Here is a 21,322-nt window from a genome sequence, read left to right on the forward strand (position 1 = left end):
CTATGAAAAAAAGCATATGGATCGCATGGAAAGATGTCAAAATTAGAATCACAGACAGAAAAGGGTTTATGATGCTTATCCTAATGCCGCTGATCCTAACCTGTATTTTAGGAGCGGCGCTCGGATCAGTTGTTGACGGAGGCAGCGGGATTGATGAGATCAAAGTCGGCTACGTTCAACCAGATCAGTCAGATGCAGCGAACATGTTTACGAAAGATGTGCTCAAAAAAATGAAATCGATAAAGGCCACACAAGCAAACAGCGAAGACAAGATGAAGAAACTGCTTGATGAAAAGAAAATCGATGTAGGTATTGTCATTCCGAAACATTGGGAATCCGGCAAAACCTCAGCTGTAGTTTATGCCGCTCCTGATCAAACATTAAAAAGTTCCATCATCGAAACCGCTGCCAGCTCTTTTATAGACCAATATAAAGCGGTAAAAGAAGCCGCGTCAGCTTCAATGGATTACGTCAGCAAAACGGCAGCTGTCAAACAAGGAAAACTTGATCCTGCACAGTTTGCGGAAAAGCTGATAAAGACGCTTGAAAGAGAAACTGGTGACAAGCTTACTATTGCGGAAAAATCTGTCGGCAGCAAGGCAGTTACCAGTTTTCAATACTATTCGGCTGCAATGCTTTGCATGTTTATGCTGTTTCATATGACAGTCGGGGCGAAATCATTTTTACAGGAAAAGGATACGGAGACGCTTGCCAGAATGCTGATGACGCCCGCGCAAAAATCTGTCATTCTCTTCGGAAAGTGGCTTGGGACATATCTGTTTGCCATCATACAATTTTTCATATTTCTGATCGTCACAATCAATGTTTTTGGTGTGGACTGGGGCGGCAATCTGCTGTTTGTGAGTGTTCTCGGGCTTTCTTACGCCGCTGCTGTATCCGGCATTTCAATGCTGCTTGCGTCCTTCCTCAGCGATATGAAATCTGCGGATGCGATCGGCGGCTTCGGTATTCAATTGCTTGCAGTTCTCGGCGGGTCCATGCTGCCGCTGTACCAATTTCCGGACGTCTTGCAGTCTGTATCCAAAGCTGTGCCGAATCGCTGGGCGCTTGACGCCTTTCTTTCATTAATGGAAGGGGGAGGCTGGGCTGACCTTCAAAAGCCTGTGCTTCTTTTTGCGGGGATAGGGCTTTGCTCACTTGTAATTGGTATCAGACGGCTTCATACAAGATAAGGAGGTACACCAGGGTGAAAAAAATCATAGCCATTTGCGGCATTGAGCTTTCTCTCATTTTTAAGAAGCCGCAGAACTATTTAATCATGTTTGCTGCCCCGCTTTTGCTTACCTTTGTATTTGGGAGTATGCTCGGCGGAAATGATGAGAAAGTGCGGCTTGCAATCGTTGATCAGGACGACACGATTCTCTCACAGCACTATATTCGGCAGCTGAAGGCGCACGATAATATGTATACATTCGAAAGCATGTCTGAAAACAAAGCGTCAGAAAAGCTGAAACAAAAGAAAATTGTCGGGATCATCGTCATTTCCCACACGTTCCAGACACAGCTGGAAAAAGGCAAACATCCTGAGCTGATTTTCCGTCACGGCCCCGAGCTGTCGGAAGCGCCGATGGTCAAACAATATGCAGAAAGCACATTGGCAACGCTCAATATTCAGGTTACCGCGGCGAAAACGGCAGCTCAGACAGCGGGAGAGAGCTGGAAGGCGGCGTATAAAACAGTTTTCGCCAAAAAACATGAAGATTCAGCTCCGGCTGTAAAACGACAGACGCTCAGCGATAAAAAAGAGGGTGCGGAAGCGAGTGACACAGCTTCCAGAGCAGCAGGCTTTTCCATCCTATTTGTCATGCTGACCATGATGGGAGCGGCTGGAACCATTTTAGAAGCAAGAAAAAACGGCGTCTGGTCCAGATTGCTTACAGCCTCTGTCAGCCGAGTGGAAATCGGTGCTGGGTATGTGCTGTCCTTCTTTGTCATTAGCTGGATTCAATTTGGCATTTTGCTTCTTGCAACCCATTGGCTGTTTGGCATCAACTGGGGGAATCCGGCTGCGGTTATGGTGTTGGTCTCGCTTTTTCTGCTGACCGTTGTCGGCATTGGATTGATGATTGCGGCCAATGTCAGAACGCCAGAACAGCAGCTCGCGTTTGGAAACTTGTTCGTCATTGCAACGTGTATGGTGAGCGGAATGTATTGGCCGATCGACATTGAACCGAAATTTATGCAATCTATCGCTGAATTTCTTCCCCAAAAGTGGGCAATGAGCGGGCTGACTGAGATTATTGCTAACGGTGCCCGCGTCACAGATATTCTCGGGATCTGCGGCATTTTGCTTGCATTTGCGGCGATCACTTTCGCAGCGGGGCTGAAAGCGCTCCGAGCCTAAAAAAATCATCTGTCCCTCGGACAGATGATTTTTGCAATTATTTTGTTTCTTTTTCTGGCAGCTGCAGTCTCCGTTCCATATGCTGTTTTACGGATGGCCACTCACTGTCGATGATGCTGTAAAATACCGAATTTCGGAATGTTCCGTCTTTTCTGACCATTTGGTTTCGCAATATGCCTTCTTTAACTGCTCCCAGCCGTTCAATCGCCTTTTGTGATCTGATATTCCGCTCATCCGTTTTGAATTGCACCCGAATCGTGTTCAACTGTTCAAAGCAATACTGTAACAGCAAATATTTGCATTCAGAGTTGACCGAGGTGCCCCAGACAGAAGGATGAAACCATGTCCATCCGATCTCAAGGCTCCTTGAAGCAGATGACATATACAAAAATCGCGTCGTGCCGACGATTTTACCAGTTTCACGATGAATAATCACGAAAGGAAATTCTGTTCCGGATTCTTTCGTTTGCAGGGCTTCCTCGACAAAAGCTTCCATATCATGCAGCGTTGTAATGGTTTTCGGTAAATGGGCCCAAATGTTTTCATCTTTTGCAGCCTCATATAAACCTTGAATATGGCTCTTATCCATCGGTACCACTCGGATCAGTTCCCCTGTTAATTCACGCAATGTCACATTCATTGTCCGTCCCCCGTATTAAGTATTGGAGCGGCCTGAGGCCGCTCCCGGTTAATCCTTATCGATCATAGCTAAAATCGATTCCAGCCAAGAAACGTAATTTTTCTCTCTCTCCAGCGCTTTCGTCAGCACGAGGTAGTGGCCGAAGTCCGGTGAAGAAAACGACATCGGCTCTGCTGAAGCCATAAGCTTTTCATAGCTTTCCTGCAGGTCAGACAGCTTGGCCTTGCGTTTTAGAAGCTGGTCTGTAAACAATTCTGAAGCCTCCTGCCGTGATAGAGAAGAAATAAAGTATGCCTTCAGCATAAATTCATCCTTCACCGTCTCCGGTATCGGCTGATGGCGGATCAGCCAGTCATGCAGTTCCTGCTTTCCGCTGTTTGTCAGGGTGTACATCTTTTTCTCCAGCTTTGTGCCCTGAATCGTTGTCCGGAATGTGATAAATCCTTCATCCGTCAGCTTTTTGAGCTCAGGATAAATCTGGCTATGCTTGGCGCTCCAAAATTGGCCAAGCTCCTCTTTAAAATAACTCGTAATGTCGTATCCACTCAATTCGCCTTTTCGCAAAAGCCCTAATATGGCGTATTTTAATACTCTCATGCTATCCTCCGTGTCTATGGCTGTTTCGAAAAACAGATGAGCCGGTGCTCAACTGTGATTCTAACTGCCTATTCCCCTTATTATAGAAAAGGGAGGAGGGGAACACAACCGAGCCACTTGGGAAATGAAAATAAAAGGTATGTCAGACGTATCCGATTCATCTCCATTGATGTGATAAAAGAGATTTGCATTTAATTTTTAGAAAAATATAAACGATATTGTTTTTTTATGTATAATGGGGAATCCTCTCTTAATATGAGCCGCAATATCTATATCTCCATAAAACAACCTGCTGTCTCCGTTACAGCGGGTTTTTTCGTCTGAGAAAGCCATAGGGTCTTATGACCTTAGTCTATCATGCATACGTCACTATATGACATCAGGCACTTTTTCAAATAGAACAGACATGTTAAGGTACAACCATCGATTTCTGTCAATTTGAAATAAAAGGAGCGCTGTCATGCAAATTAAAGAAATTTTTATGATCCGCTGCATTTCGTGCTTAAGTGTCGTCCTGCTCCATATCATTTCAATGGTCCTGATGCTTCAGGCAGAAGCTCTTGCAGATGTTTCTCACACTGTTGATTCTTTCCGTACCCTCCTGATGTTCAGCACGCCCGCTTTTATTTTCATCTCTGAATTTTTACTGGCGCGTTCTTATCCTGACGGGGTGCCGGAAGGTTTTTTAAAGAAGCGGGGAAAAGTGATTTTTGTTCCTTTTTTATTTATCGCGGCCATTGATGCCCTGCTGATGACCAGTGCGATGGGGGGAGAGATAACCTTTCTCGCGTTTGTGCAAAAGTATCTGGCGAATGTATTCCTAGGAAACTTTATCGGGTACTTCATTCTCGTCATCTTTCAGTTTTACATTCTGCATATGATGTTTCATGAGTATTTGAAAAAAGCATCTCTGAAATGGGTGCTGTCTATCTCATTTGTGGTGACAGCCGCTTATTTAAGCTATTTCTCCGCAGTCAGCCCGGCTCCTGCTTCTGAAGAGGGCGGGTCATTTCCGTTCTTCTGGGTTCCGTTCGCAGGCTGGCTTTTCTACTTTTGTCTAGCCTACTATTGCGGAAAAGAGTACAAGCGTTTCTTAGCGCTGCTGAACCAATACCGCTGGGTCGTATACGGTTGCGCAATTGCTTCTGGTGCGCTGGTTGTCACTGTTTCTTATGTCGGCGAAATCGGCATGATCAGCTCGAAGCGGCCTGATATCATGCTGTATTCGACAAGCATGATTTTCCTGTGCTTTCACTTGTTTTCTAAAATGAAGCATGTGCCGAAAATCATGATGTTTATCAGCAACTATTCCTTTTCGATTTATCTGCTCCATGCCTATTTTATGATGATAGGCTACGTGTTGCTTTTGAATATGCCCGAAATTCCCGCCGTACCGGCTGTTCTCCTGTTGTTTGCCGTGTGTACAGTCGGCCCGATTCTGACCTCGTGGGCGCTGAATAAGTTCAAATACGGTTATTTATTTGTGGGGAAGGTTTATCAGCCAAAACAGAAGAAGGTAATAGTCGAAGTGCGTGATCACGCAGGGTAAAAAACAAGCGGCAGGGGGCTCCTGCCGCGTTTTTTTATTTCTCATCCGCTTGCAGAACTGTTTTTAAATATAGTTTTGCAGACTCAGCAAGTCCAGATACATCAGCCTTTTCTTCATCGAAATACAGGGCGTTTTGAATGATGCCGTCATTCATATTGAGGAAAAACTTGGCGATAGTCGCAAGAGGCTGAACCGGCTGAAACTCTCCCTGATCGATCCCTTTTTGCAATAGCTTTGAAAACCTTTCCACAAAAAGATCATACCGCTTCTCCAAGTACTGCCGTCGCTCTTCATTCCGCCAAGCTGTCACTAAATATTCAAATTGCACCGGCGCCAGCGTATCTGCTACATCACGCAGACCCTCAGTCAGTTCGTCCAAATAGATTGAAATGGCGGCCCAAACACTTTGGTGTTCAGCTGATTTATCAAGCTTTCGGAGTCCTTCATCCAGCCCTGTTTCAATAATGCGGCGAAACATCTCCTCAGTGCTTGAAAAATAAAGATAGACACCGCCTCGGCTGAAACCTGATTCTTCCACAACGTCCTTCATTGTCGTTAATTCGAATCCTTTTCGTTTAAAAACCGTTTTGGCAGCCTCTAAAATCTCTGCCTGCCGTTTATCCTTGTGCTCCTTTGTTACTTTCGGTGACAAGATATCGCCTGCTTTCTGAAACTTTCTTACCTATAAGTGTAATCAACCCAATCATGATCAGCAAGCAGCCACAGACAAGAAAAGCAAGTGAAACACCGATCCATTCCGCCAGCACGCCCCCGCCCGCCATGCCGAGGATGGAGGCGAGGGTTGTCGCGCTTTGAATGGCGCCGAACACCCTGCCGCTGTAATCGACAGGCACTGTTGTTTGCACGAGAATTTGAAATGGAATATGGACGAGGCCGAAAGCCGCCCCCATGATGAAAAAAGCAAATATAAAAAGAGCCATGCCGGCAATTCCCATACCGGTTAGAAATGGTGCACTCCCAGTCGCTAGTCCAAGAAGAAGGGTTCCAGTTGAGAAATAAAGCAAATAAGAAGTGATCTGCCGTCTGCCGGCAATGACCGCCGTAAGGAGCATTCCGGCGCCGCTTACGGCCATGCACCAGCCTGCAAGCTCGGGCGGAGCTCCTGAAAAGGAGCGGATAAGAATAATCGCTTGGGAATCACCAATCTGCAAAACAAAGAGAACGACACAAGCTGTGAGTAAGCCTGTTAAAAGCAGCGGCATCCGTTTCAAAAACTGAAGGCCTTCCTTGATAGAAGTAAGTGCTGATGTTTTTTCTTGAGGTGTATTGGCTTTTTGTAAAAAAGCATCTCTGGGGAGGAAAAACAAAATGACAGCGGAAAGAAAGAAGGCGCCGGCGTTTATATAAAAAACAGAATGTATCGAGAAAGCAGCGATCAGCGTGCCGCCGAGGGCAGGGCCGAAGATTTTTGAACTGTTATCAATGATGCTGCTGACGGAAACAGCCTGCTGGAGGTGTGCTTCCGGCGCCAATTCCTTAAGCTTTCCGTTTTTAGCAGGTGAAAAAAGTGAAGAAAAACAGCTCTGAACGCATAGCAATACGTAAAGCTGCCAAAGCTCACTGACATAAACGCTGCTGATAACGGTGAGGGCACGGCCGATTTCAGACAGAAACATAATCGTTTTTCTGTCAAAACGGTCGGCGAGTAGGCCCGATACAGGTCCAAGTACAATGACAGGCAAAGCAAATGACATCATTAAAAACGACATATCTAATGGTGAAGCATCCAGCTGAAAAGCGGCTAACGTTAGCACGGCCAAAATGTGAAGCCAGTCTCCAAGTGAAGAAATGGTTTGTGAGGCTAACAGTGTCATCAGCCCTTTTTGAGTGCGAAACAACGGTTTTTCCATGATTCATCCTCCTAAATAATAAAAATGACACTAGTGTCGTTTTTATTGTATGGGAAAAAGACGCAAGACACAATCTTTTTCTTGTAAAATAAAGGAGAAGAGTGAAAAGAAGGGGGAACATGCATGACAACAGACAACCTAAGCTACCCAATAGGAGAATACAAGCCGAGGGAATCCATATCGAAGGAGCAAAAAGATGAATGGATACAAGCCCTTGAAAAAGTGCCTGCCCAACTGAAGCAAGCCGTAGAAGGCATGACGGACAGCCAGCTTGACACACCGTACCGGGACGGTGGATGGACCGTTCGGCAAGTTGTTCATCATCTGGCTGACAGTCATATGAACAGCTATATTCGTTTTAAATTAAGCTTGACGGAAGAGACGCCGGCTATCCGTCCGTATGATGAAAAAGCATGGTCGGAGTTAAAAGACTCGAAAACGGCAGATCCGAGCGGTTCACTCGCCCTTTTGCAGGAGCTTCACGGAAGATGGACGGCTCTGCTCCGCACTCTGACGGATCAGCAATTTCAGCGCGGGTTTTATCACCCTGATACAAAGGAGGTTATTACCCTGGAGAACGCGCTCGGCCTGTATGTCTGGCACTCACATCACCATACCGCTCATATTACAGAGCTTTCCAAACGGATGGGGTGGTCTTAACGCTTTTGCCGGCGGAAAGCTGGAATACTGATAGCGGCAATCACTAGCAGTGAGATCACAGCAGCCGCTGCATATAAATGGTCATAGCCGCTGGCGACACTCGCATGAATGGCATCGCTTATCGCGGCTTTGACTTCAGGAACGGGAATGCGTTCAACTTGTTCTTGTAAAGTAGAAACATCAGAACTGTCGATCTCCGGAATCATCTGCCTCGCCTTTTCTGAATGCCCGCTGTCCGATAAGCGGCTCTTGATTTCATCACCGATTTGGTCGAACCCGGCTGTGATAAAACCTGCGTAAAGAGTAGGCGCCAAGGTCAGTCCAATTTGTCTTACTAATGAAAGCGTGCCAAGCGCTGTGCCCTTATTTGTTTTAGCCGCCTCTGATACAAGGACGTTCAGCGGAGCCCCTAAGAGAAAGCCAAAACCGATCCCAGCCACCACACTTGAAATCACAAACTCCCATTTTTCCGTCACCCAAAGCGGAAATAAAGCAAACCCCGCACATGAGATGATTCCCGAAAGAATAACGGTTTTTACAGGACCTTTTTTGTCGGTAAGCGCTCCGCCAAGCCAAGCGCCGATTCCGGAAGCCAACGCAAGAGGTGTCATCCAATAGCCTGCTTTTGCGGCAGGGACTCCTAAATACTGCTCGACATATGACGGGATAAAAATGACTGCCGCCAAGAGTCCCCCGGATAACAAACCGATGATAAGCGTGCGCTGAAACATGTTGTTTCGCAGCAGAGAATACGCTAAAATCGGATCGCCCCCGCGCATTTCAACTCTCTTTTCATACGTGATAAGCGCTGCAAAACAAAGAATGCCAAAAATAATACATCCATAAACCTCCGGATGTCCCAAGCTGTTTAAGAGATTTGCCCCGTCAAGGTTCGTCATGCCGTACATCACGGCTAAAATCGACAGGGACAGAAGAAAGATGCCAGCCGTATCGAGGCGTTTAGCCTCAGGCGCTTTTGTTTCCGCAATAAAACATGCGCCGAAAACAACCAATAGCACGGCAATCGGCAAATTAATCAAAAACAGCCAATGCCAAGACCCGGTCCAATCAAGCAGAAAGCTTCCGATATTTGGACCGAGCACAGCGGCCATGCCGTTCATTGCGCCAAGCAGCCCAAGCGCCTTTCCCTGCTTTTCCTTTGGAAGCGTAGCGAGAATGTGCGAGCTTCCGATGATGAAAATCCCGCCGCCGCCAAGCGCCTGAATCAGCCGCGATATCAGAAAGAGCGGGAAGCTTTGGCTCAAAGCAACAAGCAAAGAACCAAGTCCGAACAGGCAAACCTCAATGAGAAAGAGTTTTTTTCTGCCGTAGCGGTCGGAAAGCTTTCCGACGATTGGCACACTGACGCTAAGACCGAGCGTATAAAGGGTGATGCCCCATGATCCCCAAGAAGGAGAAACAGCAAACGACTCGTTTATCGTTGTTAAAGCAGCCGAAATAATTCCGTTATCTAAAGCAGCCATAAACACGCCAATCGTAAACAGGCTGATTGCCCACTCTTGGCTTTTCTGCTTTGTTAATGCTTCAGACATATTCATCACTCCTATTTAGTTCACTCAAAATATATTATTCATTTTAAGTGAACTAAATGTCAAATAAAAAAAGCCTGTTTCCGCAGTTTGCGGATGACAGACTTGCAGATCTATTCTTTTTTCGCTTTCTCTAATGCTCTTGAAAGGATAGACAGCCCTTCGGAAACAGCCTGCTTTTCTTCAGGGGACAGCAGCTCCAATGAACGCTTCAATTTCAGGTGGCCTTTTTCATACAAACCCCGGAAAATATTTTTTGCATTCTCTGTCAACTGAACAACCACTGAGCGGCGGTCCTCTTCAGAATGTGAGCGTTTGACAAATCCTGATTTTTCAAGCCGGTCAAGCAGCCCTGTTGTATTAGACAGGGAAGCTCCCATTTTTTCAGCAATGTCACTCACTTTCAGTGTTCCATGGTTGTTTAATAGCATCAGCACTTTCATTTGCGGCATACTCATATCCAGCTTCATCCATTCGGACACATCACCGAGCCCGGCAGAAGTTAAGACTTTCATATAGAGCACCCATATTTCCCGCTCCTCCGATGAAAGAATGTTTTCGTTTAGTACCGTTGTATCATGTAAATTATATTCCATTTCATCACTTCCTCATCATTCACTCCTCTTATCATATTACTCGATTTCTACTCCTGAAAGAAAGTGAGCAGAAACTGCATGCGGGACTTTGTCCGAGAAATAACGGTAGTGTATAATGAGTTGGAGATTATTGGGGGAGAGATTCGAACTAGAATATGATTGGAGAGACCATTGCTGATTAAAAAGAATGCTTTATCAATATTAAAAATCGTTTTTCCTATTGCTGTTTTGCTATTTGTTATTTATCAATCAAAAAAAGAACTGACAAATCTGTCTTTCAAACGTACGCTCATGGTCATCAACGGGCTGGAACGAACAGACTTATTCATACTTGTGTTTGTCGGCTTGCTGGCTGTAGCGGCCATGTCTCTGTATGATTACGTCCTGAAATACTCACTGCGCCTATCGATCACAAACGGAAAAGTATTCAGGGTTTCCTGGATCGCCAATTCATTTAATAATGTGCTGGGATTCGGCGGTTTAGCCGGAGTCGGGTTAAGAATGATGTTTTATAAGGAGCATACGAAAGACCATAAGGCTCTCGTGAAAGGAATCGCCTGGCTCACATCCTCTATGCTGCTCGGATTATCTGTTTTCAGCATTTTCGTCGTTGCACGAGTGCTGCCGGTGGATGAAGTCATTCATGAAAAGCCTTGGCTGTGGGCGGTCGTTATCGGTTTTGCGCTGATATTGCCGCTATCCTTGGCAGTGTCCAAAATAAAAGACCGCAAAGCTGGGGACGAAGAAAATGCGGATAAAGTGAAAAATCCGATTTTCGCATATATTGGAGCTTCCGTTGTTGAATGGCTCATGGCCGGGATCGTCATCTATTTTGCTTTGTTCGCTATGGGCGTTCATGCTGATATCAGGTATGTGTTCGGAGTGTTCGTCATTGCGGCGATCGGCGGGATGATCAGCCTCGTGCCGGGCGGCTTTGGTTCGTTTGACCTTTTGTTTTTGCTGGGGATGGAGCAGCTTGGCTATCATCAGGAGGCCATCGTTACTTCTATTGTGTTGTACAGGCTCGCCTATTCATTTATCCCATTCATTTTGGGACTATTCTTTGCCGCAGGCGACCTGACGGAAAATACAATGAAACGGCTCGAAACGAACCCGCGCATCGCACCGGCAATTGAGACGACAAACGTTCTGCTTGTTGTTCAGCGTGCGGTATTAGTGAGAATTCTGCAAGGCTCGCTTTCGCTTATTGTGTTCGTAGCAGGCCTGATTATCCTGGCCTCAGTTTCCTTGCCGATTGACAGGCTGACGGTTATACCGCACATTCCGCGCCCGGCTCTTTTGCTGTTTAACGGTCTGTCTTTAAGCTCAGCGCTCATTCTGCTGATATTGCCGATCGAGCTTTATAAACGGACAAAACGCTCCTATACGATGGCCATTACAGCACTTGTCGGCGGGTTTGTGTTCAGCTTTTTAAAAGGACTTAACATCAGTGCGATATTCATACTGCCGATGATTATCGTATTGCTTGTGCTATTGAAAAAACAATTTGTCCGCGAACAGGCATCTTATACACTGGGACAATTGATTTTCGCTGTAGCGCTGTTTACTGTGGCACTCTTTAACTACAATCTGATTGCGGGCTTTATTTGGGATCGGATGAAGAAGGTGCTGCGTCATGAATATTTCGTCCACAGCACCTCGCATATTACACATGCAACCATCATGGCAATCATCATTGTGCCGCTGTTCTTCTTTATATTTACAGTGGTCTATCATAAGAGAACGCGACCGATCGGAGAGAAAGCTGACCCTGAGCGTCTTGCTGCGTTTCTCAATGAAAAAGGCGGCAACGCGCTGAGCCATCTCGGCTTTCTTGGAGATAAGCGGTTTTATTTTTCAAGTGACGGGAATGCATTGCTTCTGTTTGGGAAAATCGCCAGAAGGCTGGTCGTGCTCGGCGACCCGTCTGGCCAAAGAGAATCATTCCCGCTCGTGCTGGAAGAGTTTCTGAACGAAGCGCATCAGAAGGGATTCAGTGTTTTGTTCTATCAAATTGAACGAGAGGACATGGCGCTGTATCACGATTTTGGCTACAACTTCTTTAAATTGGGCGAGGAAGCATATGTAGATTTACATACATTTACCTTGACTGGGAAGAAAAAAGCCGGCCTTCGGGCAATCAATAACCGCTTTGAGCGGGAGGAGTATACTTTCCATGTGGATCATCCCCCATTTTCTGATGCGTTTCTGGAGGAGCTGAAACAAATCTCAGACGAATGGCTAGGTTCGAAAAAGGAGAAGGGATTCTCGCTCGGATTTTTTGATCCTGCCTATTTACAGAAAGCGCCGATCGCCTATATGAAAAATGCAGAGGGAGAGATCGTTGCATTCGCAAATGTCATGCCGATGTACCAGGAAGGAGAGATATCGGTTGATCTGATGCGCTATCGCGGCGACGCTCCAAATGGCATTATGGACGCATTGTTCATCCGCATGTTTTTATGGGCAAAGGAAGAGGGCTGCACGTCATTTAATATGGGAATGGCACCCTTGTCCAATGTCGGCACTGCCTTTACATCCTTCTGGTCAGAAAGGTTTGCTGCTGTCATTTTTAACAATGTCAGATACATGTACAGCTTCAGCGGCCTAAGGGCCTTTAAAGAAAAATACAAACCGGAGTGGCGCGGGAAATACCTGGCGTATCGGAAAAACAGATCTCTTTCTGTCACCATGTTCCTCGTTACACGTCTGATTGGCAAAAGCAAAAAAGACTCCGTCTAACAAGACGGAGTCTTTTTTTATTTCGTTTTTAAGAAATTGGTTTCAATATCATCAAGCAGGTAGTTTGCGGCTTTAATTCCGCCTGCGGTTGTCCATACGACGTCATCGACTTCATGTGCGTTACCTGACTTCACGGCCTTTAGGTTTTTCCATAGTGAACTGCTTGTCCACTGATTGGCCCATTTTTCATTTTCCTTTGCATTATCGGCTTTATATGTGAAATAAAACAGCACATCGGCATCCATATCAGGAATGGACTCTTTACTGTCTGTTGAGAACGTAAATTGGTCCTTTTGCTTCTTGAACAGTTCTACTTGTTTTTCAGGGCGTTTGAAGCCAAGCTGGTCTAAAATAATTCCTGAGAATGAATCAGTATAATAGATTCTTGATTCACCGGATAAAAAGCGTACGACAGAAACTGTTTTGTTGGTCTGGTCGCCAAGCTTTTCTTTTAAATCGGCAGCGCGTTTATCAAAATCGGCAATGGCTTTCTTGCCTTTATCCGCCTTGTTCACCGCGTTGGCATATAAAGTCAGGTTATCCTTCCAATTCCCGGCCAAGGATTCAGCAAAAACAGTCGGTGCAATCGCATTTAGCTGATCATAAATTTTTTCCTGGCGTACTTTGTTTCCAATAATCAAATCAGGCTTTAATTCTGCGATGGCTTCCACATTCGGTTCTGTTTCAAGGCCGACGTTTTGAACACCTTTCATGTCATCCTTCAGATAGTCATACCACGGGTCGCCCTTCCATGACTTCACGGCGCCAACCGGCTTGATGCCAAGCGCTAAGAGCGCCTCTGTGCCTTCGTTTGTTAAAACAACAATCCGTTTTGGATTTGCGGGAATGTTGTCTGATGTTCCCATTGCATGTTTAACCGTTCTGGTTTTGCTGTTTGACTCCTCGCTGTTGCTTGAACTTTCTGAACTATTACAGGCAGAAAGTACGACAAGGGTCATTAAAAATACGAATAGCATGCTGATATGCTTTTTCATCTTTTTCCTCCCGATATTGAAATTCATTATCATTTAGATCATAATAAGCAGTGGTGAGAGTGTCAATCCCTAATTGAGGATTATTCTCAAAAACAAACAATACATAGTAAATCTGGGAGAATGAGATCATGATCTGCAAAAAGGCATCTTCAAAATGGATTACGTTATTATGTCTGATTTTCATTTTACTGGCAGCTGTCTGCGCAAGTGTTGTGTACGGTTATACAGGTACGTCATGGGGACAGGTCTATCAAGCGTTTCATTCCTTCAACGGTACAAATGAGCATGTCATCATCAAGGACGTCAGGCTTCCGCGTGCTTTGGTTGCCACAGTCGTCGGCGCCTCGCTTGCAGCCGCGGGAGCACTCATGCAGGCGCTCACAAAAAATCCGCTTGCGTCACCGGGAATTTTCGGAATAAACGCCGGTGCCGGCTTTTTTATTGTGGCCGGATCGTTTTTTCTGCATATTCAATCACCTCAGGCACTAGTATGGAGCTCGTTTCTCGGGGCAGCATTTACCGCTGCGATCGTCTACGCAGCAGGCTCGCTTGGGAGAGAAGGGCTGACACCAATCAAATTGACGCTGGCGGGCGCTGCCATGGCAGCCATGTTTTCTTCTCTGACGCAAGGCTTGCTGTCTGTCAACGAACTTGAGCTTGCCCAGGTGCTTTTTTGGCTGACTGGCTCTGTGCAGGGCAGGAGTCTGGATCTGCTGATGACGATGTTTCCATATGCAGCGGCAGCGCTGGTAATCTGCTTTTTTCTTGGCCAAAAAATAAATCTCCTTGTGATGGGAGAAGATGTGGCAAAAGGACTCGGCCAAAAAACGGGCCTGCTGAAATTCGTGATGGCGCTTTGTGTTGTCTTGCTAGCAGGATCTGCTGTCGCCATTGCCGGGCCGATTTCCTTTATCGGCATCATTATTCCGCATTTTTCCAGGTTCGTCGTCGGTAATGATTATCGCTGGGTTCTGCCGTTTTCCGCTGTTTTGGGTGCCATTCTGCTTGTTTCCGCGGACATCGGTGCGCGATATATCATTATGCCTCAGGAAGTTCCTGTCGGGGTCATGACCGCCATCATCGGAATGCCTGTGTTTGTGTACATCGCAAGAAGGGGGGCAAAGCTATGAAACTTCGTTTTGGAGTTACTGCGGCTGAAAAGAAAGCGTGGATCGTCTTTTTGGTTTTACTGGGATTAACAGCTGCTGTCCTCATCATAAGCGCCGGTCTTGGACAAAGGTTTATTCCTCCCTGGGATGTAGCAAAAACATTCTTTGGCGCAGGTTCCAAGCTGGATGAACTGATGATCATGTCGTTCCGCATGCCAAGAATTTTGACAGCTTTATGCGCCGGCGTTTGTTTGGCAGCGGCAGGCGCGATATTGCAGGGACTCGTCAGAAACCCTCTCGCATCTCCGGATATTATCGGAATAACGGGAGGAGCGGCAGTAGCTGTCGTACTTTTAATGATGTTCTTCTCAGACCGCAGCAGTTCACTGACGATCAGCCTGTCATGGCTTCCAGCGGCCGCATTTATCGGCGCCTCGGCTGTCGGTCTCATCGTCTATTTACTGGCATATAAAAATGGTGCCTCCACATTTCGGCTGGTGCTTATCGGAATCGGATTTTCTATGTCTGCGCAGGCGATGACGACCCTGCTGATGATCAAAGGTCCGATTTACCGGGCATCACAAGCCAATGTATATATCACTGGGTCAGTTTATGGGTCAAATTGGGAGCATGTAAAAATAGTTATTATCTTATCTGTCATTCTCTTATTCATTTGTTTTGTCGCGCTGAAAAATATGAATATACAGGTGCTGGGTGAAGATATTGCGGCGGGTGCGGGAAGCGCTGTGCAGCGAAATCGTTTTTTCTTGCTCCTTTTGAGTACGGCTCTTACGGGTTGTGCAGTTTCAGTTGCCGGCACAATCGGTTTTGTCGGGCTGATGGCGCCCCATATTGCAAGACGGCTTGTCGGCTCATCTTATGGCGCGCTGCTTCCGGCGTCGGCACTTATTGGGGCTCTGCTCGTCTTAACAGCTGATATTGTCGGCAGAACCTTATTTGCTCCGGTGGAAGTGCCAGCCGGCGTCTTTACAGCGGCTATCGGCGCCCCTTATTTTATTTATTTGCTCTATAAAACAAGAAACTCTTGATCGTTACGCCCATTTTCTTGAAGAAGAAAATGGGTTTTTTTATTAATAACTGAAGATTCGTAATTATTTTTGCTATACTGACAGAGACATTGATAAAGAAAGGGCGGCAGATGAATGAAAGAAGCAGAGGTATTAAAATATGAAGCATTTACAAGCAGTCCCGGAAAAGGAAACCCCGCAGGCGTCGTATTGCAGGGAGACGATTTTACTGAAAACGAGATGCAGATCATAGCCGAGCGTGCCGGGTATTCAGAAACCTCCTTTATCCGAAAAAGCGAGTCGGCCGATCTTGAACTCCGTTACTTTACCCCTGGACACGAAATGAATTTGTGCGGTCATGCTACAGTTGCTTCTCTTTACGCATTATGTGAGAAAGGGATGCTGGAGAGCGGTAAAACGTACAGCATCCAAACGAAAGCCGGAATCCTGCCTGTGAACATTTCTGAAAAAGATGGCCGCATTCATATTACGCTTGAACAGGCCTCCCCGCGATTCAAACCATTTACAGGCGATCGGGAAAAACTTGCGCACGCACTGGGAATCACCGAAGAAGATTTTCATGAAGATCTTCCGATTGTATTTGGCAGCACTGGCATATGGACAGCCATCGTACCGCTTAAATCATTAGAGGCTTCTAAAAAGATGGTGCCAGATAACAAACAATTTCCGGAAGTGTTAATTGATCTGCCAAAAGCTTCAGTCCATCCGTTTACCTTTGAAACCGTTCATCCTGACAGCGACCTGCACGGACGCCACTTTTCATCCCCGTATTCGGGAACAATTGAAGACCCAGTGACCGGCACAGCGTCAGGCGTGATGGGGGCTTATATGAAACATTATGGCAATGCCGAGCAGCATAAATTTATCATTGAACAAGGGCAGGAAATCGGAAAGGACGGAAAAGTCGAAATCGAAATGAATGAAGCGGACGGCCATGTGAAAGTGAAGATGACAGGAACGGCCGTTTACTCAGAAACGCGTATTTTTAACATCTAATACGGATGATGGTTTACAACAAGATGCACTTTCCGTTATCATTATGAAATGATAATCATTTTCAATTGGATAGGAAGGTGAAACGGTATGCCTCAAACCGAACAAATACATCAGCACTCAGAACTGCGGGACATCATACGCAGCAGAAGATCGATTCGAAAGTTTAAACAAGGGCCAGTACCTGCAGAAGTTATTCTTGACATGCTTGAAACGGCAAAATATGCGCCAAATCACAGAGTAACAGAGCCATGGAGATTTATTTACGTTTCCAGTGAGACAGGTAAAGCGAACCTCATCAATACATTTGCAGCGTTTTCTAAGAAATCCAAGCCGGATATGACAGAGGAAAAGCTTCAAAATTTCAAAAACACACTTGGGCGCGTTCCGGGTTTTCTGCTCGTCGTATTTCAGGAAGATGAAAACGAAAGAGCGCGAGACGATGATTTTGCGGCAACAAGCTCATTGATTCAAAACCTTCAGCTTCTTGCTTGGGAAAAAGGAATCGGCATGGTTTGGAAAAGCGGAAAAATCCTATACGACAAAGAAGTCCATCAGGCCTTTGGTTTACAGGATAATGAACGATTCGCCGCCATCATACAAACGGGTTATCCTGACGAGTCGCCGGAAGTGAAAAAACGCACACCGATCCGCGACCGGTTCACTGAAATGTAAAAAACCCCTTGTCTCAAACGGAGACAAGGGTTTTTTATTAACGAGATTTCTTTTTCGCTCTGTTGTCGGCTGCTTTCGCACGCTCTTGCGCTTCGCGGTCATTTGCATCAGCAAGCTCGCTTGAATATTCTTCGTAAACGCCGTCAGTTTCCCTTTTTAATGCATCGGGAACTTGTGGAAGCTTTTGTTTGTTTTTATCACGGTTTTTGTGGATATGATTTCTGCCCATATCAAATTCCCCCTAAAAAGTGATATCAAACAAAGATAGTATTTGGTTTTAAGGGGCTATGTATTCCTACTTCCGCTTAGCAGCTTTTTCCGCTTTTTTAAATTCGCCTGAATAAAGAACTTCCTGCATTTTCTTCAGGTTGGCGCCTTGCTGGTGCTTCTCCCTCTTTTTTTCCATAAAAAGGACCTCCTTCAACCATGTTATTCTTAAGGTTGACGCTTCCTGCTGTTTTTATACAGTCTTTCGGTCCGTTATCAGCTGTAAGAGTGCGAAGGCAAGATCCGAATATGTAAAACGAAATCCAGAGGTGATCGCTTTTTTAGGAAGAGCGCGCTGACCTTTCACAATCAAAAGACTCATCTCACCCAATGCTTTTGATAAAAAGAATTCCGGGACGGGGAGCCAGTGCGGGCGGTGCTTCACCCGTGCAATCGTTTTGCCGAATTGTTTCATTTCCACAGGATTGGGCGCGGTGACATTCATTGGGCCAGAGATGCCGGCGTTTTCCACCGCATATCGGATCATCTGGGCCGCGTCTTCAACATGAATCCATGACAGCCACTGTCTGCCTGTTCCGATCGTTCCGCCGGCCAGAAACTTATAGGGGAGAACCATAAGCGGGAGAGCGCCTTTTTCCCCAAGCATCACGCCAAATCTCGCATAAACCGTCCTGATGCCCATCGCCTCAATATTCTGTCCTTCCTTTTCCCACAGGTGCGCAGTATGGCTTAGAAAATCCTCATCTGACGTTGCAGAATCCTCTGTAAAGGTTTTCTCAAGGCTTGTGCCGTAAATACCCACGGCACTGGCTTGGATCAATGTCTTCGGCTTCTCCTTCTGTTTACGAATAAGCCGCTGCACTTCACGCGTCGCATTGATACGGCTGGAGAGAATGTCCTGCTTCGTTTTTTCTGTCCAGCGGCCAAAAATAGATTTTCCCGCAAGGTTTATCCAGACATCAATATGAGGAAGTTCCTGCTCCGGGGCGGCTCCTTCCGTCAGCCATTGGACATATGTCATATTTTTTTGTTCAGTTTCCCGTGCGTTTCTTGATAAAATATAAACATGGTGTCCTTGGCGGGTAAGAACGCCTGTCAGATGTTGGCCGAGAAAACCGGTGCCGCCCGTCATTGCGATATTCATGAACATCTCTCCTCATCGTTCTAATAAATATACTTTACCTCATTTTAATAAAAGAAAACTCGTTTCAGGCCTGAGAAGGGAGATTAAGATGCCGTTTATTACAAAAATATCAGCGCAAAAAAAGAATACGGAACGCTTCAATATTTTTCTGGATGATAAATACGCCTTCAGCGTGGACGCGGATGTGCTCGTGAAATATGAGCTCAAGAAGGGAAAAGAACTTGATGATCTTGACATCATTGAGATTCAATACGGCGATGAAGTGAAGAAAGGCTTCAACCGCGCGCTTGAATTTTTATCCTATCGAATGCGGTCAACGAAAGAGGTCGAGGACCACTTGAAGAAAAAAGAAACCTCGCCCCCCGTTATTGCGGAGGTCATCCATAAGCTCAACGATTACAAGTACTTAAACGACCAGGAATTTGCCGCAGCCTATGTCAGCACCCACAAAAAAACAAACGGAAAAGGACCTGATGTTTTGTTCAGAGAGCTGAGAGCGAAGGGAATTGATGACGATACAATTAAGGAGGCGCTAAGTTCTTTTTCCTTTGAAGATCAGACAAGAGAAGCGGTCAAGCATGTTGAAAAGCTTCTCAAAAAAGATAAAAAGCTTTCGACAAAAGAACTCAAACAGCGCGCCCAGATGCAGCTTCAGCGCAAGGGCTTCTCATTTGATGTCATCAGTGCGGCGCTAGAGCAGATTGAGTATGAAAATGATGAAGACACAGAGAAAGAAGCGCTGCGCATTCACGCGGAAAAAGCGCTTAGAAAATACCGCTATGACGGCTCCTATGAAAGCGCCATGAAGGTCAAACAATTTTTATTCCGCAAAGGATTCTCACTCGATTTAATCGAACAATTTCTGCACGAAGAGGAGTAGCTAAAAAAATGGAGAAACGATACAGTCAAATGACACCGCACGAACTCAATACTGAAATCGCATTACTTTCTGAAAAAGCAAGAAAAGCCGAACAGCATGGAATTATAAACGAACTGGCAGTGCTCGAACGGAAAATTACGATGGCAAAAGCATATTTGCTGAACCCGGAAGATTACTCACCGGGAGAAACGTACCGTGTTGAAGACACTGAGGACGAGTTTACCATCAGTTATTTAAATGGCGTTTTCGCATGGGGATACAGAACCTCTTCTCCTCAGCAAGAGGAAGCGCTGCCAATCTCAGTTTTGAAAGAAAAAGAATAAAGCGTAACAGGGAGGCTGATCATCAGCCTCTTTTTTTTGTGCAGCACATTTACACGATGTCTTAAAGAAAAAATCATTGAATTCACTTTAAAAATCTTTTAGTATGGAACTCGTTGTTTTTTAATATCAAAGGAGGCGATGACGTTGAGTATCAAAAACCCATCTGTAAAATTTATTATATTTGTTCTTATGATTTGTACATTTTCAATCGGTTATACAGAATACGCGGTGATGGGTATTTTGACGTCGATTGCCAATGACTTTCATATACAGGTTTCATCTGCAGGGCTTCTTGTCACGGCTTACGCGGCAAGCGTCTGTTTGACAGGACCGCTCGTCACCATCATTTCTGTCAAGCTCCCGAGAAAGCCTGTGCTTCTTGGGCTGATGGCGATTTTTATCCTTTCAAACCTGATGAGCGCACTGGCACCGAATTTTGCGGTACTGGCCGTCTCAAGAATTTTATCTGCGTCCATTCACGGCGCATTCTTCGCGATAGCCATGGTCTTCGCCAGTGAAATGGTTCCGCCGGAAAGGCGCGCTGCAGCCGCTGCTTCAATGAACGGCGGGCTGACAGTAGCTCTAATGCTGGGTGTTCCATTCGGTTCTTATCTCGGAGATGTCCTGAATTGGAGAGCGGTGTTTTCCATCATTACGGCACTTGGAGTCATCGGATTTTTAGGCCTTATGGCTGCCGTGCCAAACAGAAAACCAAAAGTGATCCCCATGCTTATGAATGAGTGGGGGGTTTTTAAGCACAAACAAGTGCTGTTTTCCTTCGCGATTACCATTTTAGGCTATTCCGGTGTCTTTATCGCCTACACCTTTATCGAACCGATCTTGAGACATTCAGCCGGATTCAGCACGGTTGGCATTACAGGCGCTCTCTTTGCGTATGGTTTGGGAGGCGTTGCAGGGAATTTCTTTGCGGGAAAAGTGCCGCTGCCTCTGCTGACTCGGACGATGATCGGCGTAATGATTGGTTTAATCGGTGTTCTGGCTGTATTTCCGTACATCGCCATTTACCCGGCTGCAGCTATTGTGGCCACGTTCCTATTCGGGGCATGCGCATTCGGCACGCCGCCTCTGCTGCAAACAAAGGTCATTTCCTCATCTGAGGGCGGCACAACCATTGCCGCAGCTGTCAGCGTATCAGCATTTAACCTTGCTAATGCCCTTGGTGCATGGATCGGCGGAATGATTTTAAGCGGAACTGGCTCTTATTCCTGGCTGTTTGCGGGCGGCGCGCTTATGACTGCATGCGGACTTGTGCTTTCTACCTTCGCACACTTATCAGAAAAGAAGAGCGTCTACGAATATCAAGTCAATAAAGGGTAAAAACAGCTGCAGTGTATG

Annotated in this window: 22 protein-coding genes; 12 read left to right on the forward strand and 10 right to left on the reverse strand. The window is 45.9% G+C overall.

Annotated features, from left to right (window positions below; translation table 11 throughout):
- Positions 1-2 precede the first annotated feature (2 nt).
- Positions 3-1,193: a linearmycin resistance permease LnrM gene (locus CDO84_RS03575; protein WP_040083701.1), complete on the forward strand. Its 1,191-nt coding sequence runs from the start codon at positions 3-5 to the stop codon at positions 1,191-1,193.
- A gap of 14 nt (positions 1,194-1,207) precedes the next feature.
- Positions 1,208-2,365 carry a linearmycin resistance permease LnrN gene (gene lnrN / locus CDO84_RS03580; protein ID WP_040083700.1) on the forward strand — a complete coding sequence of 386 codons (1,158 nt, stop codon included), beginning with the start codon at positions 1,208-1,210 and terminating at the stop codon, positions 2,363-2,365.
- A gap of 37 nt (positions 2,366-2,402) precedes the next feature.
- Here the strand turns inward: lnrN and CDO84_RS03585 are convergent, their stop codons facing one another.
- Together CDO84_RS03585 and padR are read right to left on the reverse strand one after the other, a co-directional pair.
- Positions 2,403-3,005 (reverse strand): GNAT family N-acetyltransferase, encoded by a 603-nt coding sequence (locus tag CDO84_RS03585; RefSeq protein WP_040083698.1) that lies wholly within the window; start codon positions 3,003-3,005, stop codon positions 2,403-2,405.
- Positions 3,006-3,053: 48 nt separating this feature from the next.
- Positions 3,054-3,602: a transcriptional regulator PadR gene (padR, locus tag CDO84_RS03590; RefSeq protein WP_040083696.1), complete on the reverse strand. Its 549-nt coding sequence runs from the start codon at positions 3,600-3,602 to the stop codon at positions 3,054-3,056.
- Between the two features lie 460 nt (positions 3,603-4,062).
- On the opposite strand from padR, the gene CDO84_RS03595 reads away from it, so the two are divergent.
- Positions 4,063-5,151, forward strand: coding sequence for an acyltransferase family protein (locus CDO84_RS03595; protein ID WP_040083695.1), 1,089 nt, complete (start codon positions 4,063-4,065; stop codon positions 5,149-5,151).
- A 34-nt stretch (positions 5,152-5,185) separates the two neighbouring features.
- Here the strand turns inward: CDO84_RS03595 and CDO84_RS03600 are convergent, their stop codons facing one another.
- Both CDO84_RS03600 and CDO84_RS03605 read right to left on the reverse strand, forming a co-directional pair.
- On the reverse strand, positions 5,186-5,803 hold the full coding sequence (locus CDO84_RS03600; RefSeq protein WP_040083693.1) for a TetR/AcrR family transcriptional regulator: 618 nt from the start codon (positions 5,801-5,803) through the stop codon (positions 5,186-5,188).
- Positions 5,769-7,022 (reverse strand): MFS transporter, encoded by a 1,254-nt coding sequence (locus tag CDO84_RS03605; protein WP_040083691.1) that lies wholly within the window; start codon positions 7,020-7,022, stop codon positions 5,769-5,771. The genes CDO84_RS03600 and CDO84_RS03605 overlap by 35 nt, the downstream gene beginning before the upstream one ends.
- A 123-nt stretch (positions 7,023-7,145) precedes the next feature.
- Here CDO84_RS03605 and bstA point away from each other — a divergent pair, with 123 nt between their 5' ends.
- Complete coding sequence (gene bstA, locus CDO84_RS03610; RefSeq protein ID WP_040083690.1) at positions 7,146-7,682, forward strand: bacillithiol transferase BstA; 537 nt, start codon at positions 7,146-7,148, stop codon at positions 7,680-7,682.
- Here the strand turns inward: bstA and CDO84_RS03615 are convergent.
- Together CDO84_RS03615 and CDO84_RS03620 are read right to left on the reverse strand one after the other, a co-directional pair.
- The gene (locus CDO84_RS03615; RefSeq protein WP_040083688.1) at positions 7,679-9,235 is read right to left on the reverse strand and encodes an MFS transporter; all 1,557 of its coding nucleotides are present in this window, start codon (positions 9,233-9,235) and stop codon (positions 7,679-7,681) included. The two genes, bstA and CDO84_RS03615, sit on opposite strands and share 4 nt — an antisense overlap.
- A gap of 110 nt (positions 9,236-9,345) precedes the next feature.
- Positions 9,346-9,828: a MarR family transcriptional regulator gene (locus CDO84_RS03620; RefSeq protein WP_014663255.1), complete on the reverse strand. Its 483-nt coding sequence runs from the start codon at positions 9,826-9,828 to the stop codon at positions 9,346-9,348.
- A 171-nt stretch (positions 9,829-9,999) separates the two neighbouring features.
- Between CDO84_RS03620 and mprF the strand changes: the two genes are divergently transcribed.
- Positions 10,000-12,570, forward strand: a complete 2,571-nt coding sequence (gene mprF / locus CDO84_RS03625; protein WP_040083687.1) for a bifunctional lysylphosphatidylglycerol flippase/synthetase MprF — start codon at positions 10,000-10,002, stop codon at positions 12,568-12,570.
- 17 nt (positions 12,571-12,587) lie between these two features.
- On the opposite strand, the gene CDO84_RS03630 is transcribed toward mprF, so the two are convergent.
- Positions 12,588-13,565 (reverse strand): ABC transporter substrate-binding protein, encoded by a 978-nt coding sequence (locus CDO84_RS03630; protein ID WP_040083685.1) that lies wholly within the window; start codon positions 13,563-13,565, stop codon positions 12,588-12,590.
- A 128-nt stretch (positions 13,566-13,693) separates the two neighbouring features.
- On the opposite strand from CDO84_RS03630, the gene CDO84_RS03640 reads away from it, so the two are divergent.
- From CDO84_RS03640 to CDO84_RS03655, 4 genes are all read left to right on the forward strand, one after another.
- The gene (locus CDO84_RS03640) at positions 13,694-14,695 is read left to right on the forward strand and encodes a FecCD family ABC transporter permease (protein WP_040083683.1); all 1,002 of its coding nucleotides are present in this window, start codon (positions 13,694-13,696) and stop codon (positions 14,693-14,695) included.
- The gene (locus tag CDO84_RS03645; RefSeq protein WP_040083681.1) at positions 14,692-15,723 is read left to right on the forward strand and encodes a FecCD family ABC transporter permease; all 1,032 of its coding nucleotides are present in this window, start codon (positions 14,692-14,694) and stop codon (positions 15,721-15,723) included. The genes CDO84_RS03640 and CDO84_RS03645 overlap by 4 nt, the downstream gene beginning before the upstream one ends.
- A 114-nt stretch (positions 15,724-15,837) precedes the next feature.
- A complete protein-coding gene (locus tag CDO84_RS03650; protein ID WP_040083680.1) occupies positions 15,838-16,719 on the forward strand; it encodes a PhzF family phenazine biosynthesis isomerase in 882 nt (293 codons plus the stop codon).
- Between the two features lie 87 nt (positions 16,720-16,806).
- A complete protein-coding gene (locus tag CDO84_RS03655; protein WP_014663261.1) occupies positions 16,807-17,391 on the forward strand; it encodes a nitroreductase family protein in 585 nt (194 codons plus the stop codon).
- Between the two features lie 37 nt (positions 17,392-17,428).
- On the opposite strand, the gene CDO84_RS03660 is transcribed toward CDO84_RS03655, so the two are convergent.
- From CDO84_RS03660 to CDO84_RS03670, 3 genes are all read right to left on the reverse strand, one after another.
- On the reverse strand, positions 17,429-17,620 hold the full coding sequence (locus tag CDO84_RS03660) for a YfhD family protein (protein WP_014663262.1): 192 nt from the start codon (positions 17,618-17,620) through the stop codon (positions 17,429-17,431).
- A 66-nt stretch (positions 17,621-17,686) separates the two neighbouring features.
- The gene (locus CDO84_RS03665; protein ID WP_003223230.1) at positions 17,687-17,797 is read right to left on the reverse strand and encodes a YfhE family protein; all 111 of its coding nucleotides are present in this window, start codon (positions 17,795-17,797) and stop codon (positions 17,687-17,689) included.
- A 54-nt stretch (positions 17,798-17,851) separates the two neighbouring features.
- Positions 17,852-18,763 carry a TIGR01777 family oxidoreductase gene (locus tag CDO84_RS03670; protein ID WP_040083679.1) on the reverse strand — a complete coding sequence of 304 codons (912 nt, stop codon included), beginning with the start codon at positions 18,761-18,763 and terminating at the stop codon, positions 17,852-17,854.
- Between the two features lie 88 nt (positions 18,764-18,851).
- Between CDO84_RS03670 and recX the strand changes: the two genes are divergently transcribed.
- From recX to CDO84_RS03685, 3 genes are all read left to right on the forward strand, one after another.
- Entirely contained in the window at positions 18,852-19,643 is a 792-nt protein-coding gene (gene recX / locus CDO84_RS03675) for a recombination regulator RecX (protein ID WP_040083678.1), read from the forward strand.
- 8 nt (positions 19,644-19,651) lie between these two features.
- Positions 19,652-19,966 (forward strand): YfhH family protein, encoded by a 315-nt coding sequence (locus tag CDO84_RS03680; RefSeq protein WP_014476208.1) that lies wholly within the window; start codon positions 19,652-19,654, stop codon positions 19,964-19,966.
- Between the two features lie 144 nt (positions 19,967-20,110).
- The gene (locus CDO84_RS03685) at positions 20,111-21,304 is read left to right on the forward strand and encodes an MFS transporter (RefSeq protein WP_014663266.1); all 1,194 of its coding nucleotides are present in this window, start codon (positions 20,111-20,113) and stop codon (positions 21,302-21,304) included.
- Positions 21,305-21,322: the final 18 nt, after the last annotated feature.

It is taken from the genome of Bacillus sp. MD-5 (assembly GCF_002201875.1).
Lineage (GTDB): Bacteria > Bacillota > Bacilli > Bacillales > Bacillaceae > Bacillus > Bacillus stercoris.